This is a genomic window from Alteromonas sp. R7, assembly GCF_055755235.1.
In genome coordinates, this window is record NZ_JBVTQX010000002.1 from 410290 (window position 1) to 426134 (window position 15845).

General features: G+C 44.8%; 18 protein-coding genes. 11 read left to right on the forward strand and 7 right to left on the reverse strand.

Features of this window, described 5'->3' with window-relative positions; all coding sequences use genetic code 11:
• Window positions 1-4: 4 nt before the first annotated feature.
• The 7 genes from AC0J2X_RS04610 to rplM form a co-directional block, all read right to left on the reverse strand.
• Window positions 5-478, reverse strand: a complete 474-nt coding sequence (locus AC0J2X_RS04610) for a ClpXP protease specificity-enhancing factor (RefSeq protein ID WP_014948334.1) — start codon at window positions 476-478, stop codon at window positions 5-7.
• A complete protein-coding gene (gene sspA, locus AC0J2X_RS04615; RefSeq protein WP_012517332.1) occupies window positions 475-1107 on the reverse strand; it encodes a stringent starvation protein SspA in 633 nt (210 codons plus the stop codon). Before sspA ends, AC0J2X_RS04610 begins: the two co-directional genes overlap by 4 nt.
• Before the next feature lie 167 nt (window positions 1108-1274).
• Window positions 1275-2009: a cytochrome c1 gene (locus tag AC0J2X_RS04620; protein ID WP_014948333.1), complete on the reverse strand. Its 735-nt coding sequence runs from the start codon at window positions 2007-2009 to the stop codon at window positions 1275-1277.
• Complete coding sequence (locus tag AC0J2X_RS04625) at window positions 2006-3271, reverse strand: cytochrome b (protein ID WP_014948332.1); 1266 nt, start codon at window positions 3269-3271, stop codon at window positions 2006-2008. Before AC0J2X_RS04625 ends, AC0J2X_RS04620 begins: the two co-directional genes overlap by 4 nt.
• A gap of 1 nt (window position 3272) precedes the next feature.
• A complete protein-coding gene (gene petA, locus AC0J2X_RS04630) occupies window positions 3273-3905 on the reverse strand; it encodes a ubiquinol-cytochrome c reductase iron-sulfur subunit (protein ID WP_049586157.1) in 633 nt (210 codons plus the stop codon).
• A gap of 437 nt (window positions 3906-4342) precedes the next feature.
• Window positions 4343-4735 carry a 30S ribosomal protein S9 gene (gene rpsI, locus AC0J2X_RS04635; protein ID WP_014975723.1) on the reverse strand — a complete coding sequence of 131 codons (393 nt, stop codon included), beginning with the start codon at window positions 4733-4735 and terminating at the stop codon, window positions 4343-4345.
• Between the two features lie 12 nt (window positions 4736-4747).
• Window positions 4748-5176: a 50S ribosomal protein L13 gene (gene rplM / locus AC0J2X_RS04640; protein WP_014948329.1), complete on the reverse strand. Its 429-nt coding sequence runs from the start codon at window positions 5174-5176 to the stop codon at window positions 4748-4750.
• Between the two features lie 272 nt (window positions 5177-5448).
• Between rplM and AC0J2X_RS04645 the strand changes: the two genes are divergently transcribed.
• The 11 genes from AC0J2X_RS04645 (at window position 5449) to AC0J2X_RS04695 (ending at window position 15845) form a co-directional block, all read left to right on the forward strand.
• On the forward strand, window positions 5449-6345 hold the full coding sequence (locus AC0J2X_RS04645) for a hypothetical protein (protein WP_014975722.1): 897 nt from the start codon (window positions 5449-5451) through the stop codon (window positions 6343-6345).
• 75 nt (window positions 6346-6420) lie between these two features.
• The gene (locus tag AC0J2X_RS04650; RefSeq protein WP_472995824.1) at window positions 6421-7086 is read left to right on the forward strand and encodes a response regulator; all 666 of its coding nucleotides are present in this window, start codon (window positions 6421-6423) and stop codon (window positions 7084-7086) included.
• A gap of 1 nt (window position 7087) precedes the next feature.
• A complete protein-coding gene (locus AC0J2X_RS04655; RefSeq protein ID WP_014975720.1) occupies window positions 7088-8377 on the forward strand; it encodes a sensor histidine kinase in 1290 nt (429 codons plus the stop codon).
• The gene (locus AC0J2X_RS04660) at window positions 8361-8726 is read left to right on the forward strand and encodes a cupredoxin domain-containing protein (protein ID WP_014975719.1); all 366 of its coding nucleotides are present in this window, start codon (window positions 8361-8363) and stop codon (window positions 8724-8726) included. Before AC0J2X_RS04655 ends, AC0J2X_RS04660 begins: the two co-directional genes overlap by 17 nt.
• The gene (locus tag AC0J2X_RS04665) at window positions 8716-9480 is read left to right on the forward strand and encodes a hypothetical protein (RefSeq protein ID WP_014975718.1); all 765 of its coding nucleotides are present in this window, start codon (window positions 8716-8718) and stop codon (window positions 9478-9480) included. The genes AC0J2X_RS04660 and AC0J2X_RS04665 overlap by 11 nt, the downstream gene beginning before the upstream one ends.
• Window positions 9477-10178, forward strand: coding sequence for a hypothetical protein (locus AC0J2X_RS04670; RefSeq protein ID WP_014975717.1), 702 nt, complete (start codon window positions 9477-9479; stop codon window positions 10176-10178). Before AC0J2X_RS04665 ends, AC0J2X_RS04670 begins: the two co-directional genes overlap by 4 nt.
• Before the next feature lie 90 nt (window positions 10179-10268).
• Complete coding sequence (locus tag AC0J2X_RS04675; protein ID WP_014975716.1) at window positions 10269-11006, forward strand: glycosyltransferase family 2 protein; 738 nt, start codon at window positions 10269-10271, stop codon at window positions 11004-11006.
• Window positions 10996-11673: a TVP38/TMEM64 family protein gene (locus AC0J2X_RS04680; RefSeq protein WP_014975715.1), complete on the forward strand. Its 678-nt coding sequence runs from the start codon at window positions 10996-10998 to the stop codon at window positions 11671-11673. Before AC0J2X_RS04675 ends, AC0J2X_RS04680 begins: the two co-directional genes overlap by 11 nt.
• Entirely contained in the window at window positions 11670-13481 is a 1812-nt protein-coding gene (locus AC0J2X_RS04685; protein ID WP_081106062.1) for an ArnT family glycosyltransferase, read from the forward strand. The genes AC0J2X_RS04680 and AC0J2X_RS04685 overlap by 4 nt, the downstream gene beginning before the upstream one ends.
• A gap of 116 nt (window positions 13482-13597) precedes the next feature.
• Entirely contained in the window at window positions 13598-14341 is a 744-nt protein-coding gene (locus AC0J2X_RS04690) for a thermostable hemolysin (protein ID WP_061486929.1), read from the forward strand.
• Window positions 14331-15845 carry an AMP-binding protein gene (locus tag AC0J2X_RS04695; protein ID WP_061439588.1) on the forward strand — a complete coding sequence of 505 codons (1515 nt, stop codon included), beginning with the start codon at window positions 14331-14333 and terminating at the stop codon, window positions 15843-15845. The genes AC0J2X_RS04690 and AC0J2X_RS04695 overlap by 11 nt, the downstream gene beginning before the upstream one ends.

Consider the following 15845-nt stretch of genomic DNA (forward strand, 5'->3'; position numbering starts at 1 on the left):
TAAGCTACTTAATAACTTTAAGGGTAGGTTTACCCTTTTTAGGTGGAACAGGTGCGTCTTTCACGTCGCTTGCATCAGCATCTTCCAGCGACGTCGGGCCGCTAGGTTGAGAAACATCTTCAGATGTTTCTGGACGCTCTTGCTGCGCACGAGCCACATCTTCTTCAGTGGCGAATACCGTACCTGCACCATTTTCTCTTGCGTAAATAGCCATTACCGCTTCACAAGGCATACTTAATCTTCTAGGTTGCCCAGAGAAGCGCGCTTGAAACGATAAGCCATCTAAATCAAGAGAAAAGTTAACACACGCACTAGGTGATACGTTTAAAACGATCTGACCGTCTTTAACGAATTCCTGCGGCACTTCAACCAACTCGTTGGTTGCATCTACCACAATGTACGGCGTTAAGTCGTTATCAACAATCCACTCATAAAAAGCCCTAAGCAAATAGGGCTGGTTTGACGTCATAGATGTCATAGCGGGTTGTGGATCTCACGCTCTTGGTCAGTCAAAGACGCTTTAAATGAACTACGAGAGAAAATACGGTTCATGTAAGCGTTAATTTCTTTGCTGCCAGCACCGTTTAGTTCAATACCTAGTGCAGGTAAACGCCATAATAGCGGAGCAAGATAGCAATCAACTAAGCTGAACTCTTCGCTCATAAAGTAAGGCATTTCACCAAATACAGGCGCAAGAGATAGCAAAGCTTCACGCAGCTCATTACGTGCTGCTTCTACATCACCTTCGCCACGGAAAATACGGGCAGCAAGCGAGTACCAGTCTTGCTCGATGCGGTGCATCATAAGGCGGCTCTGACCACGTGATACTGGGTAAACCGGCATAAGTGGTGGATGAGGGAAACGCTCATCAAGGTATTCCATGATGATGTGCGACTTGTAAAGTACAAGCTCGCGATCAACTAGAGTTGGAACAGTACCGTAAGGGTTAAGCTCCAACAGATCTTCAGACAAGTTGCTAGGATCTGTGTAGCTGATTTCAACACCCACACCTTTTTCTGCCAACACAATACGCACCTGGTGGCTATAAATATCAATTGTGTCAGAGAACAACGTCATAATAGAACGTTTATTCGCGGCTACGGCCATTCAATTTCCTCCGTCGAGAAACAAGTTTACGCTTACAAACGGTAAGCTTATTACGTTAACTCGTGCTACCTGAAGACCCTATTTACTAGGATTTTCAGATAGCACGAGTAAATACCAAAAAAGGGGGCGAGAAGCCCCCTTTTCATATTATACATAAATCTGTGCGATTAGTGCACTTCTCGCCAGTATTCTTTCTTCAGTAAGTAAACAAATACAAACAATACTGCGATAAAGATAAGTACCCACTTACCGATTTTGTGAGATTCAAGTTTAGAAGGCTCACCTGTGTACTCTAGGAAGTTCACGATATCGGCAACAGCTTGGTCGTACTCGTCAGGAGACATTGCGCCAGTACCATCTGACTTAATGCCTACATAACGCTTAACCATCTCTCCATCAACCATTTGCTCTTCATAAGTACGTGTTGGCGTACCTTGAAGTGGTTGAAGTACGTGTGGCATACCTACTTCTGGGAATACTGTGTTGTTCACACCAAATGGGCGGCTTTCGTCAACATAGAAAGAGCGCAGGTAAGTGTAAATCCAGTCTTCGCCACGAACACGAGCCACTAGCGTTAGGTCTGGTGGAGCAGCACCGAACCAGCCAGCAGCGGCTTCTTCTGGCATTGCACGGGTAATGTAGTCAGACACTTTTTCACCCGTGAACTGCAGGTATTCTTGACCTAGTTCGTCAGGAATACCCAAGTCTTGGAATGAACGCTGATAGCGCTGATACTTCATTGAGTGACAGCCTAAGCAGTAGTTCATGAACAATTGTGCACCGCGCTGTAAAGACGCCTTATCGGTTAAATCGATAGGGGCTTTATCCAGGTGTACGTTCCCGCCTGCCGCAAGCGCTACGCCAGGTAGGAAGAAGGCTAAAAAGCACATCATTTTTTTCATTTAGAAATCCTCTCTGGCACAGGTTTAGTGTTTTCGTTTTTGCTGTACAAGAACAGTGCTACGAAGAAACCGAAGTACATTACCGTTGCAACTTGCGACGCAATGATTTTCCAGTTTTCTTGCGGTGTACCACCTAGGTAACCTAGGAAGATAAACACAATTGCAAACACGATAAGGTTTACTTTGTGTAGGCCACAACGATAGCGCCATGACTTAACACGACCACGGTCTAACCAAGGCAGAGCAAATAGCGCAGCAATTGCACCGAACATCGCTAATACACCGAATAGCTTATCAGGAACCGCTTTTAGTACCGCGTAGAACGGTGTGAAGTACCAAACAGGGAAGATATGCTCTGGTGTTTTAAGTGGGTTAGCAATTTCAAAGTTAGGGTGCTCTAGGAATTTACCGCCCATTTCAGGGGCAAAGAACAGCACGTAAGTGAACAATGCTAAGAATACACAGAACGCCACAAGGTCTTTAAGTACGATGTGTGGGAAGAACGGCAATACGTCATCAGCAATGTCGTACTTGCTTGTGTAGTATTCATGAATTTCATACTTCGTCTTTTCAGACTCAGGTAGTGAACCTTTCTTGTGCTTGATAGCGATACCATCAGGGTTGTTAGAACCCACTTCGTGAAGTGCAATAATGTGAAGGAACACAAGAATAACGATAACCAACGGCAACGCAATAACGTGTAATGCGAAGAAGCGGTTTAGTGTTGCGCCAGAGATAACGTAGTCACCTTGTAGCCAGATAACAAGGTCAGGACCAACAACAGGAATAGCACCAAATAGCGATACGATTACCTGTGCACCCCAGTAAGACATTTGTCCCCAAGGTAGTACGTAACCCATGAAAGCTTCTGCCATAAGCGCTAGGTAAATAAACATACCAAACACCCATAGAAGCTCACGAGGCTTCTGATAAGAGCCGTAAATCATGCCACGGAACATGTGTAGATATACCACAATAAAGAACGCTGATGCGCCAGTACTGTGCATGTAACGAATGATCCAACCGTAGTCGATCTCACGCATGATGTATTCAACAGAAGCAAATGCGCCTTCTGAAGATGGAACGAAGTTCATGGTCAACCAAATACCAGTAACAATCTGGTTTACCAAAACAATAGTTGCTAGAAAACCGAACACATACCAGAAGTTCATGTTCTTTGGAGCAGGATATTGAAGAGCGTGCATATTCGCAACGCGCATCATTGGGATGCGTTCTTCAATCCAACCTAGGAAAGCATTCATATTACACGGCCTCCGCTTCTGAACCGATGATGATGTTATTGTCATCAACGAATTGATATGGCGGTACAACCAGGTTCAACGGTGCAGGAACGTTTTGGAATACACGTCCAGCCATGTCGAATTTCGAACCGTGGCACGGGCAGAAGAATCCATCTGGAACGCCTTCAACCACTTCTTCAAATGCACCGTCTTTAAGATGCTGTGGAGAGCAACCCAAGTGAGTACAGATACCAACAAGGATAAGGTACTCTTCCTTCATTGAACGGAAACGGTTTTGAGCAAAGGCAGGCTGCTGCTCAGCTTCAGAGTTAGGATCTTTCAGCTTATCTTCGTGCGTGCCTAATTCTTCAAGAATTTCTGGCGTACGACGTACAATCCACACAGGCTTGCTTCGCCACATCACACGTACTAACTGTCCAGGCTCAATCCCGCTGATATCTACTTCAACGTCAGCACCGGCGGCTTTCGCTTTGGCGCTTGGATTCCAGGACGCAATAAAAGGCACAGCAGCACCAACGACACCTACACCACCAACTACCGACGTGGCAACGGTCAAGAACCGACGACGAGTGTTGTTTTCTGGCTGGTTTTCATTGTGTGCAGACTCTGTTGCATCTACAGATACATTGCTCATCCACATTTCTCCAGGTTTGGATAATTATGATGTGTAACCCAAGCTTATACTGGTTTTATCACGCTTGCGTCATGCATCATATGGCTTGTCATGACAGCGACGTAACAGTAAAAATTTACTGGTTTACGAGGTCACGAAAGTTTTCAAAATTTTCGACCGCAAATGATAAAAGAAAAGCCCTTATAAACACAAGGTTTTACTGATATTTAAGCGATAATTTAATTCAAAAGGTGTGTTTAGGTTTAGTGAGGGAAAGGCCTAAAATCAAGGTTTTGAAGAATATTTGGTTAGATAACACCAGCAAATTAAACCTTTGTTATGAATTGTAGAGGCTTGAAGGCTTTACTGAATGTGGGACGCAGGCAACTTGTAATCGAAAAAAAGCAATAAAAAACCCGGCATAGGCCGGGTTTTTGCAAATACAAAAAACGTAAAAATTAACGCTTTGAGAATTGTGGACGCTTACGCGCTTTGTGTAGACCAACTTTCTTACGTTCAACGCGACGTGCGTCACGAGTAACGAAGCCAGCTTTACGAAGTGCTGGACGTAGTGTTTCATCATACTCCATAAGAGCACGAGTAAGACCGTGACGGATTGCACCCGCTTGACCGTTAGAACCACCACCTTTAACAGTGATGTATACGTCGAACTTTTCAGTCATTTCAACAAGTTCAAGTGGCTGACGAACAACCATGCACTCTGTTTCACGACCAAAGTACTCGTCAAGAGCGCGTTGGTTTACTTTAATGCTACCTGTGCCTGGACGTAGGAACACACGAGCAGTAGAACTTTTGCGGCGGCCTGTGCCGTAGTATTGAGTATCTGCCATGTTAATAGCTCCTTAAATGTCCAAAACTTGTGGTTGCTGTGCGGTGTGCTTGTGCTCTGCACCTGCGTAAACTTTCATTTTACGGAACATTGCGCGACCTAGAGGGCCTTTTGGCAACATGCCTTTAACTGCTTTTTCAATAACCATTTCTGGCTTGTGAGCAATTAGTTTTTCAAAGTTTGTCTCTTTAAGACCACCTGGGTAACCAGAGTGCGCATAGTACATTTTGTCTTGCGCTTTACGGCCTGTTACCGCAACTTTCTCAGCATTGATTACTACGATGTAATCACCAGTGTCCACGTGAGGTGTGTACTCTGGCTTGTGCTTACCACGAAGGCGTAGTGCGATTTCAGAAGCCAAACGGCCTAGAGTTTTGTCTGTGGCGTCTACCACATACCAGTCACGTTGTACCGTTTCTGGCTTAGCAACAAAAGTTTTCATTTTCAAATTCACCCGAATAATATCGTCGTTACTGATTTCTGAACACCAGAAATCACCTTAAAATCAACACAATGACCCCTTCGAGCCGGCTGATTCTTCCACCTTCCCAAAGGTGGGCGTAACTGGGCAGGGCGCGAATTATACAGGAATTGAAGGAAATGCGAACCCCTAAGAACAAAAAATATGGATAAAATTCCATCATCTGCCGATGACATAGAAACCGATTTGAGGTAACGTCAAAACGTTGTATTTGGAACCGTTATAAAAACAAAATGAAAATGTCTCGCTTCGTAGCTTCAATGATGATGCTACACACGCTACTTATGGCCAGTGTTAATGCTGAGGAGTTAGTATATACACGTGCGTTTGCCGATGATGATTATGGAAGTTATCACGTAGCTGTACTCAGTGCAGTTATCGCAGCAACACCAGAATACGGTGATGTTGCTTTAACCCCTCACCCCCATCCTATGAGTCAGAGTCGTCAGCTTGTTACTTTGCTAAAAGGCGATGCGGATGTAATGTGGAGTGTCACCAACAGTAACCGAGAGCAGCGTCTTCTGCCCATTAAGTTACCACTGCTGAAAGGTTATTCAGGTTATCGCGTATTGGTGATTAACCCTTCTGAGCAGTCCAGTTTTGCCCAACAAACCGGCGAAGCATTAAAGCAATCAACCATGGTTCAAGGCGCAGACTGGCCAGATTTAAGTGTACTTAAAGCAAATGGCTATAACGTAAGTGGTGAAGATTGGAGCCTTTGGTTCCATTCTATGTACTCTATGGTAGATAAGGGGCTAGTTGACGCTTTCCCCAGAAATATCATAGAAGTACACCGCGATTTAGAACGCCACAAAGATAAGCATGTCTCTTTAGAGCAGTTCCACCTATTAAAATACCCCAACTATGAGTACTTTTTTGTTAGCCCGGATAACCTTGCCCTCGCGAATAGATTGAGATTAGGTCTTGTCAGGATTCTAGATGATGGAGAACTCGAACGTATCTTCGATAGCTTCGAAGGGCACAGAAAAGCAGAAATGCTTGCCGATGCTGAAAGTAGAAAAATTCACGAGCTCGGCAACCCAACAATACCTTACAAACTAGATTACGCGCGGTGGGACAAATACAAAGATTTAGCAATACGCGCGCTCGAAAAAGAGATGTCAGAGTAAAACACCAAGCACTTAAGGTTTTCTTAAGGTCTCTCGTTTAGTGTTTTGATTTGTTTTTTTATCAATGAGTTTTTTATGCGTGTACTGCTTGTAGAGGACGATAGGCCGTTGTCTGACGCCCTCGCCCTTTCACTAAAGAATGCCAACTTCACGGTAGACTGTGTTTATTCAGGCGCAGATGCTCTTGCAACACTTAGAGCGGGCCAAAGTGACATTGTCATTCTTGACTTGGGTTTACCCGACACTGATGGCCTCGACGTACTAAAATCTATTCGAAAGAAAAACGCAACGCTTCCTGTGTTGATATTAACTGCACGGGATAAAACACTAGACAAAATCTCTGGCTTAGATGCAGGCGCCGACGACTACTTACCTAAACCGTTTGAAATAGAAGAACTGTTAGCTAGGATTAGAGTACTTGAGCGTCGTCTGAGCACAGCATCTCACACCATTCTTAGTGTTAAGAATGTCAGCCTTGATACTGCCCATCATACGCTTACTATCGACAATCAAAACGTTCACTTACCTCGACGTGAACTCATGCTACTAAAAGCGCTTATTGAAAACGCAGGGCGCATACTGAGTAAAGATCAGCTGGAAAATAAACTTTATGAGTGGGGAGAGGAAGTGGCAAGCAACACAATAGAAGTACACGTGAGTAATTTGCGTAAGAAAATGCCTCCTGAGTTTATTAAGACTATTCGAGGCGTCGGTTATTGTATTTCAAAATCGGGGGAGTGAATTGTCTTCAATTCGCCGCTTTCTAATTCTTACACTGATCAGCGCGCTTGTTTTAGTGATATTTAGTGCAGCACTTAAAGGCTACCGCGCAACACTGGGTATATCGAATACCTTGTTAGATAACGAGTTAGTTGAGCTATCCCGGGCAATCTCATACGTAGATAGCGGCACCCGCACACAGCAACAGACACTTTTCTTCCAGGTATGGAAACAAGGTAAGCTGGCCAGCTCATCTACTGACGCGCTAAGCACGCCATTAACCAGCTTCTCCGAGGGTTTTTCTGAAGTAAACGCACTGGGTACACGCTGGCGGGTACATACCCGGTTTAACCCGAATAATGATAGCTGGTATATGGTAGCTCAACCCGTAAGTAGTCGCTTCACTTTAACTGACTCGCTAACTGTAGCCGCCATCACCCCTTTTATAATTAGTGTGCCTATTCTTGCATTCATTCTCTTTTTTGGCATTACTTGGGGACTATCGCCGTTAAAACACCTATCAAAACTCCTTGCCAGCCGACAGGGTAATGATTTTTCTACCATTGCGTTATCCCGTGAGCCCAGTGAACTTAGCCCTGTTGTTACTACGTTAAACACCATGTTCACGCGACTGAATTCAGCATTCGAACGAGAGCAGCAATTCGCATCAAACGCGGCGCATGAGCTTAGAACTCCGCTCAGCGTGATGAAAATAAACATTCACAATATAGCGAACGAGTTAGGTGAAAAAGGTCACGTGTTGGCTCCGCTCAAAGCAGACACTGATAGAATGATCCACGCGGTAAATCAATTCCTTTTGCTTACTCGCACCAGCCCAGAAACGTTTGCAGAACAGCGAGAACCTGTAAATGTGCACGTGGTCGCGCAAGAGGTGATTAGTGACCTATACGGCGCTATTGAAAATAAAAACCAAGAGATAGCACTGGAAGGAGAAGAAGCTTGGTTGCTAAGTTCTCAATTTGTCCTTTACACCTTGCTTCAGAACTTAGTGAGCAATGCGAGTAAATACTCTCCTAGCGGTGCACAAATAATTATTAAGATTGAACGACGGAAAGACGAGCTTATTTTAAGCGTCTGCGATTCTGGGCCAGGCATCCCTGCTGACCAGCGCGCTGTCGTGCTAAACCGGTTCAAAAGAGCATCTAACAGCTCGCCTCATTCGGGAAGCGGCTTGGGGCTAGCCATTGTAGAACAAATCGTTGTATTACACGGGGCTGAGCTCTCTTTAGATGAAAGTTCGCTCGGGGGATTAGAAGTTAGGGTGGCATTTTCCAATGACTACATACTCTAAGATTTCTTTATTCTGCTTTTCAGCCCTTTGTGCTTTTTATACGCCCCTTGCGTTCGCCTTACCTGAAGTGGTGGTGGAAATTAAAGAGCACTTATTCTTTCCTCAGGAAGTGATTGTGCCTGCAGGGCAAAAAGTAAAGCTAACCTTTGTCAATTTCGATGATACTCCCGAAGAAATAGATAGCTTTTCTTTGAACAGAGAAAAAGTGATATTTGCGAAAAGCCGAGGGACCATCTTTATTGGCCCATTAAAAGCCGGTGAGTATCCTTTTTTTGGCGAGTTTCATCCTAATAGCGCCGTAGGAAAGGTAGTAGTTAAAAGCAAAGAGGACACGCTGGATGCTAATTAATACTGTCGTTCTCTTCTTGCGTGACACCTTGCCCATATTCCTGCTCATTAGTGTATTGCTGGCGCTGCCGCGTGTGTCTACGCTTGCCGTTGCGTGGCGGGTGTTGCTGCTGGTATTGCTCGCTGTATTTACCTACCCCCAGCTAGGACTGGTATCGCAGCTATCAGAAGGTGCCGGATTTGAGTATCTCAAATCAATACTGTTTTTTATTGCGTGGTTGGGTATGTGCCTTGTTGTCCTTTTGCCGTCACGCATGTCGAATAGGTTCAGTCTAGGCCTCACCCTGCTAGTAATAGGTATTGGCTTACCCAATTCGCTGCACTTTTTAGTTTATTTTGTTTCCGAGTTATCACGTAATAGTGATAGTACGTTATTGCTCTTGGGCACTATCATTGGTCTGGGTATAAGTATTAGCATCGCGATTCTACTTAATATTTTGCTCACCCATTTTGTTAGCAAGCGAGCAACATACTTTTTTGCAACCACATTTGTGGCAGCTCAAACCGCTAATATCGCATTACTATTGGAACAAACTGACACCTTCCCATCGCCAAGGCAGCTATGGGATAGCAGCACAATAATTAGTGACAATAGCGAATATGGTCATCTTCTGAATTCTCTTGTTGGCTATGAGGCTACGCCCTCGATGAGCTATTTATTGGTGTTTTTCTTCGCACTTATCGTGCCTAATTTAATTGCTTTCTTTTCTTCAAAAAAGAGATTCTCTGATGAAATTCAGGAGGTCGCACAGTGAGACGTTTTCTCCTTACTGCTATCGCATTATGCGCCGTGTTTTCAAGTAACGGTTATGCAGATAATTTTACCGTAGATAAGGTTTATCACCCTTATGTATTACCCTTTGAACGTGAGTTTGAGTGGCGACTTACCTCAAGACAAAATGACGATGGCAATGTTTTAATGCAACGCTTCTCATTCGGCCATGCACTTTCAGAGTTTATGATCCTCGAGACATACCTTGTCGGTGCGCGGGATGAAAATGAAGATTTTGGCTTAGAAAGCTACGAAGTAGAGTTACGCTGGATGATGACTGAACAAGGGCGATACTGGGCTGACTGGGCAACGCTGTTTGAGCTGGAAAAGCAGCACAATACCGATGACTGGGAAGTTAAAGCGGGGATACTAACAGAAAAAGAATTTGGCCAATTCAGTTTAACAACTAACGTTAGCTTGGTGTACGAGTGGGGTCAAACTGTTGAGAATGAATGGGAAAGCGAATTTAAAGCCAAGTTTAGGTATCGCTGGATCCCTGAAGTACAACCTGGATTGGAAGTGTATGTAGCAGAGGATTTTATCGGGGTTGGTCCAGCATTCATGGGTATAAAACGCTTTGACCGACAGAAGCAGTTAAAATGGGAACTGGGCTTTATTGCTGGACTAAATGGTGACAGTAAAGATCACACACTTCGCATGTCCTTGGAATACGAATTTTAATGCAAGTTTGCACTTTAGCGCCTAACTTAAGCTTTCCTTAAGGTTCAACATTTAAAGTGCACGTCATTCGATGATTTACCAAATATTCTTATGCACCAGTTTGACGTCAGTGTTGTTTTACCTGCTAAAAATGAAGCCAAAAACCTTTCTGCTTTGTTACGAGAAATTGCAGAAGTGGTTCCAAGTACAACGACAGAAATTATTGTTGTTGATGACGGTAGCAGCGACGACTCCCTAGCCTTGCTGCATAACCTTTCAAGCACCTTGCCGGTAAGTTGTCGTGTCATCGTCCACCCTATGAGCTGCGGTCAAAGCACTTCGGTTTTTCACGGCGTTTTACAGGCAAAAGGAAAGTGGATCATCACCCTTGATGCTGATGGGCAAAACGATCCTGCTGATATACCGCGACTTATTCGCGCAGCTAAAGAGACTAATGCAGCGCACTTCTGCGTTATCGGGCATCGTCAAAAGCGAAAAGATACCCCGTGGAAGCGATTTCAGTCTAAAGTTGCCAATCGTGTTCGCCAGTGGATCCTACAGGACGACACACCAGACACGGGCTGTGGCTTGAAACTCCTCCCAAGAAGTACCTTTTTACTTTTGCCCTACTTCGACCATATGCACCGATATATTCCCGCTTTAACTAAAAGGCTTGGAGGAGAAGTGGTATGTGTATCGGTCAATCATCGCGCCCGCTTAGAAGGTAAATCAAATTACACAGCGTGGAATCGTGGCTGGGCAGGAATCATCGATATGCTTGGCGTCAGATGGCTAATGTACAGAAATAAGCTTAATCACATTGCCAGCGGAATTGGTCATGAAGACTAATCTTCGCCGCCTCAAAAAATTCATAAAGTTTTTCATCGGGGCAGCAAGCATCGCGCTTGTCTGCTATGTGTCGCTTGAGGTCACTGGTGAACTATGGAAGCACGGTGATGATACAGATTGGTTGAATGCCTATATTTCAAATTTAAATTGGCAATCGCTGTGCATGATACTGAGTGGTTGTGTTGTACTTTTAACCATGGGTTTTCCCCGTCAGGCTGTCAGTTTTTTTTGCGGAGTGGGCTTTGGCGCATTGCAGGGAGGATTAATTGCTTTGTTGCTAACGGTATTGTCTGCATGCATAGCCTATGCATTAGCAAATGGCCCTCTGCGCTCACTTGCCGTCCGTCTTTTAGGTACAAAATTAAAGCCTGTTGAAAACAAACTGGCCAAGCGAAGTTTTCGCAATGTGCTAATTGTTCGTTTATTCCCTGTTGGCTCCAACCTAATCACAAACGCCGTCGCAGGTGTGCTAAGCGTTCCGTTTTTCCCGTTTATTGCTGCAAGTGCAATCGGCTTTGCGCCTCAAACTTTTTTGTTTACCTTGCTTGGAAGCGGTTCTCGATTTGTCAGTTCCCTTGAACAGCCTTTACAAATTGGTGGCTTAATCATTAGCCTTCTTCTACTTCTATCCTTATCAGGCATTGCTCGTAGGAGTGAGCCGTCGTGAGGCTTATGCTTAATTTAAATAGCCATGCATCTACCCTGTTCTTTATTGCCTGTGCTCTGATATTTGTTGGTCTGGGTTTCAGAGATGCTTGGCCCCCCGATGAGCCCCGATTCGCATTGGTCGCAAAAGAGATGGTGAACAGCGGACAGTGGCTTGTGCCCATGCGCGGTGGCGAAATTTATCCAGACAAGCCCCCTGTGTTTATGTGGTGTATTGCCTTCTTTTACCTTATTACGGGTAGCCTGAAGGTGGCTATGCTCCTGCCTAACGCTATCGCAAGCCTTGTCACTTTGGGGTTAACCTACAAGCTATCGCTAAGACTTGCCAATGAAAAAGCGGCAATGTTGAGTATGCTCGTACTTCTACTGAGCCCTCAGTTCCTTATTCAAGCCAAATTCGCTCAAATAGATGCCCTTGTCGCCTGCTTTATTTGGATTGGCGTCTACGGACTCATTCAGCACTTTTATGTGCATGTTAATTGGCGGTGGTACTTTGCAGCATGGTTCTTTATGGGGCTTGGGATCATAACCAAAGGCGTTGGCTTTTTACCTGTTCTTTTATTTATCCCCATTGCATTTTTCGCATTTACCAGCGGCTCACATCGCGGCAAGTGGTCATTGCGCATGTTGTTTGGCCCCTTAATCATGCTATCAGTTGTGGCGATGTGGCTTGCACCTCTGCTTTATCTTGGTTTGGTAAAACAAGAGCCTCAAATACAACAATACTTGTCGAACATTTTGTTTAAACAAACGGCTGAGCGATATGCCAATGCCTGGCACCACATAGAGCCCTGGTATTACTATATTGTTGAAGTTATTCCTGTATTTTGGATAACTCCAATTGCCATACTTGTATCAAAAGCTAAGTCGTTAAAAAATGTACTTACTCACAACCCCGCTTACTCACCCTTGTTGATATGGGTAATATTGGTTGTCATTTTCTTTAGTATCAGCCCAGGTAAACGTGGTGTTTATGTTTTACCGGCACTGCCTGCGTTGAGTATGGTTGCTGGTCTGGTACTTGCGAATTCGACTGTATCAAGAGGGTTGGTGCTTTTTGCGCGCGCAGTTACTTCGTTAATATCTGCCGTTTTATTGATTGCTGGCTTAGCACTGCTTTTTCACGAGCCCACCGCTGCTAAGCTGATGACGCGCTTTGACAGCGACAGCGAAACCCTTGTTCGTTTAAGCATAGTATTACTTGTACTCGGATTCGCTGGGCTTTGTACTCATATTGTCTACTATGTTTACAATAAAAAGCGCAACGCAGGGGATGGAGAATTACTCGCCCGCCAATTACTGGCATGGCTTTTCATTTTAACTGTAATTCCTTCCACATTCGGTGCATGGCTGCTAAACGACTACCGTACTCCCCGTATAGTCCTTCAAAATGCAGAAAGCCAAATAAGTAATATGTTGACGAAGGATTCAACTGCCTTCGAGGTAGGGATAGTCAGCTTTAAAGAACAGTATTTGCTTTATTCACCCTTTGAAATGGCTCATTTTGGTTACCATACCCCTAAAGAAGTAGAAAACGGTACAGCGTGGGCTTGGTTGACCGATACTTCCGAGCCTTCCCGCGAGCAGACAAAGATTTCAGGCCAGCGGGTTAGACCGCTAATACGTCAACGTTTTTTGTTAGTTCCAAGTGACTACAAATTTCAATGTGTAGACTTATCGCAAGCCACTTCACTGGGTGTAGCCCACCGTGACGAATGGTTATTGCTTCCTGCCACTGCTGCGAACGCTACCTGTGATTTACCGGCTAACGGCCCAGTTTTTAATAGCTATGACGGCTCAAGCGATTAATTAGCTTGGGCGTTCTTAACATTTTGGGCTGACATTTATAAAAGTTTTTCCCACTTAAGGTTCTCTTAAGGTCTCGCGTAAATACTCATAACATCGCAAAACCAATGAGCATGTTTATGAGTCACGTTTTAGCTTCTGTTCCAACCCAGGTTGCTAGTCAGCAATCTGCGATTGTCTCAAAGGAAAAGCCCGCTATAACCTTTATCGCGGCAAAACATGGACATAATGCCCGCCGCCGTATTGAAGCGTTTATAGCGAGTGGTTTTAAAGCTCGCTACAACGCGCGAGTGACTTCCTTTATGCCTATGCTGTTTGCTCTTGATGCTAAGGGAGTTAAAGCCACCGCAGGCGCAAGATTTGCCACCTATGATGGTCAGTATAATTCTCTTTTTATAGAGCAATACCTTAACACTTCGGTAGAAACTGCCCTCACCTTACAAGGGATAACCGTAAACAGAGCGCATATTGCTGAAGTTGGTAACCTTTTTAGCAGTGCATCGCGCTATACCCTCCCCTTGTTATTTGCCCTGTTCTTCGTTTTAAAACGATGTGGTAGCAAATATCTGGTTTTCAGTGCGACCTCACAGCTTACCTCTTTACTCATGGGCGCGGGTATTCAACTCCACCCCCTTGTTAAAGCCGATGTGTCAAAACTTCAAGGGAATAGCGATGACTGGGGCACCTATTATGACACCGCTCCTCAGGTTACTGCCCTGTCGCTACATCACGTAACCCAACACATTATTGGCTGCCCTGAACTTAATGCTCATTACCAACGTGCAATTGAGCTTATTTCCGCAAATGTGGATGCGTTAACGCAAAATATCTGCACAAAAAAGGAAACAGCGTATGTTGCTTAATCAGTATATAAACGGGCACGACGATGACGTTGCGCTGAAATACAAAGACGGTTCAATGACTTACCGCACCCTTTTGAGCGCTGTCGAGAACCTCGCAAGCTGGATAACAAACCACAATGCCGAGAGGGTGGGCATTGCCTTCGACAATAGCTTTGCATGGGTGATTGCTGATTTAGCCTGCCAACAGGCTAACGTCTGCTGTATCCCCGTTCCGCTATTTTTTACCGCTTCCCAACAAGAACATGTATTAAATGAGAGCCAGTGTCACTTTTTATTGACCAATCGCGGTGGTGAACTAAGTGAATGGAGTGAGTCACCGACTGTTATTGATAGCGAACACGACATTGTCGCTCATCCACTCAAACATGACTCTCGTGTATACACACCTGTAGGTACTAACAAAATAACCTTTACTTCTGGCTCTACGGGCTCACCGAAAGGCGTGTGCCTGTCAACTGAATCGCAATGGAAAGTTGCCCATTCTATTGAGCGCGCTGTTCAACCAGAAATAGTGAACCACCTGTGTTTACTGCCATTGTCTACCCTACTTGAAAATATTGCAGGTGTTTACGCCCCTCTGTACCACGGCGGCACAGTTTATTTAGCCACAGCATCTGAGCGCGGATTTCAAGGAAGCAAACTCGTTAATCCAAACGCACTGCTGTCACTGATAGACCGCGTTCAACCATCGTCTGTGATTTTGGTGCCCGACTTGCTAATGGTGCTAGTACAGGCATGTAATAAGGGCTGGACACCACCTTCATCACTAATGTTCATTGCTGTTGGCGGTGCACATGTAGCGCCCACTTTGCTGGCGCAAGCCCAAGCGAAGGGATTACCAGTATTTGAAGGTTATGGCTTATCTGAAGCGGTATCAGTATCAACATTGAACACGCCCAATTGCAATACGATCGGCAGTGCCGGAAAAACGCTTGGTCATAATCAACTGCACATCGAAGAGGGTGAAATCGTAGTTACAGGCAACCACTTTCTGGGCTATCTGAATCAACCTTCCTCATTTTATCCGACCCAGGTCAGAACCGGCGATTTAGGCGCCTTTTCTGACAACACACTTACGCTGAATGGGCGTATAAAAAACATAATGGTGAACAGCTTTGGTAGAAACGTATCGCCAGAGTGGATTGAATCTTTATTGCTGGGAACAGGACTGTTTAGGCAGGCTTTGGTGTATTGCGAAGCTAAACCCTACTGTGTCGCGCTCCTCGTACCCGCTTCCAATACTCTTTCTAATACACAGATTCAAAGCGCCGTGGCGCTTATCAATAAGCAGTTACCTGACTATGCGCAAGTTGTTAATTTCGCCACCATCGGTCTTTGCACGCCAGAAAACCAACTGCTTACCCCAACGGGAAAACTGAAACGTGACGCAATAATTACCCGCTACGCGACTGACTTAGACATGCTCTACCAGAGCCAAGACCAACACCAATACAGCGTTCAAAGTACAACAGCATTTTCTTCTCAATTTGTTATCAAGGAATAA

Bases quoted from the DNA above. Each gene is read 5' to 3' on its own strand.
- AC0J2X_RS04610 (WP_014948334.1), bottom strand. From the start codon at position 478: ATGACATCTATGACGTCAAACCAGCCCTATTTGCTTAGGGCTTTTTAT.
- sspA (WP_012517332.1), bottom strand. From the start codon at position 1,107: ATGGCCGTAGCCGCGAATAAACGTTCTATTATGACGTTGTTCTCTGAC.
- AC0J2X_RS04620 (WP_014948333.1), bottom strand. From the start codon at position 2,009: ATGAAAAAAATGATGTGCTTTTTAGCCTTCTTCCTACCTGGCGTAGCG.
- AC0J2X_RS04625 (WP_014948332.1), bottom strand. From the start codon at position 3,271: ATGAATGCTTTCCTAGGTTGGATTGAAGAACGCATCCCAATGATGCGC.
- petA (WP_049586157.1), bottom strand. From the start codon at position 3,905: ATGAGCAATGTATCTGTAGATGCAACAGAGTCTGCACACAATGAAAAC.
- rpsI (WP_014975723.1), bottom strand. From the start codon at position 4,735: ATGGCAGATACTCAATACTACGGCACAGGCCGCCGCAAAAGTTCTACT.
- rplM (WP_014948329.1), bottom strand. From the start codon at position 5,176: ATGAAAACTTTTGTTGCTAAGCCAGAAACGGTACAACGTGACTGGTAT.
- AC0J2X_RS04645 (WP_014975722.1), top strand. From the start codon at position 5,449: ATGAAAATGTCTCGCTTCGTAGCTTCAATGATGATGCTACACACGCTA.
- AC0J2X_RS04650 (WP_472995824.1), top strand. From the start codon at position 6,421: ATGCGTGTACTGCTTGTAGAGGACGATAGGCCGTTGTCTGACGCCCTC.
- AC0J2X_RS04660 (WP_014975719.1), top strand. From the start codon at position 8,361: ATGACTACATACTCTAAGATTTCTTTATTCTGCTTTTCAGCCCTTTGT.
- AC0J2X_RS04665 (WP_014975718.1), top strand. From the start codon at position 8,716: ATGCTAATTAATACTGTCGTTCTCTTCTTGCGTGACACCTTGCCCATA.
- AC0J2X_RS04675 (WP_014975716.1), top strand. From the start codon at position 10,269: ATGCACCAGTTTGACGTCAGTGTTGTTTTACCTGCTAAAAATGAAGCC.
- AC0J2X_RS04680 (WP_014975715.1), top strand. From the start codon at position 10,996: ATGAAGACTAATCTTCGCCGCCTCAAAAAATTCATAAAGTTTTTCATC.
- AC0J2X_RS04690 (WP_061486929.1), top strand. From the start codon at position 13,598: ATGAGTCACGTTTTAGCTTCTGTTCCAACCCAGGTTGCTAGTCAGCAA.
- AC0J2X_RS04695 (WP_061439588.1), top strand. From the start codon at position 14,331: ATGTTGCTTAATCAGTATATAAACGGGCACGACGATGACGTTGCGCTG.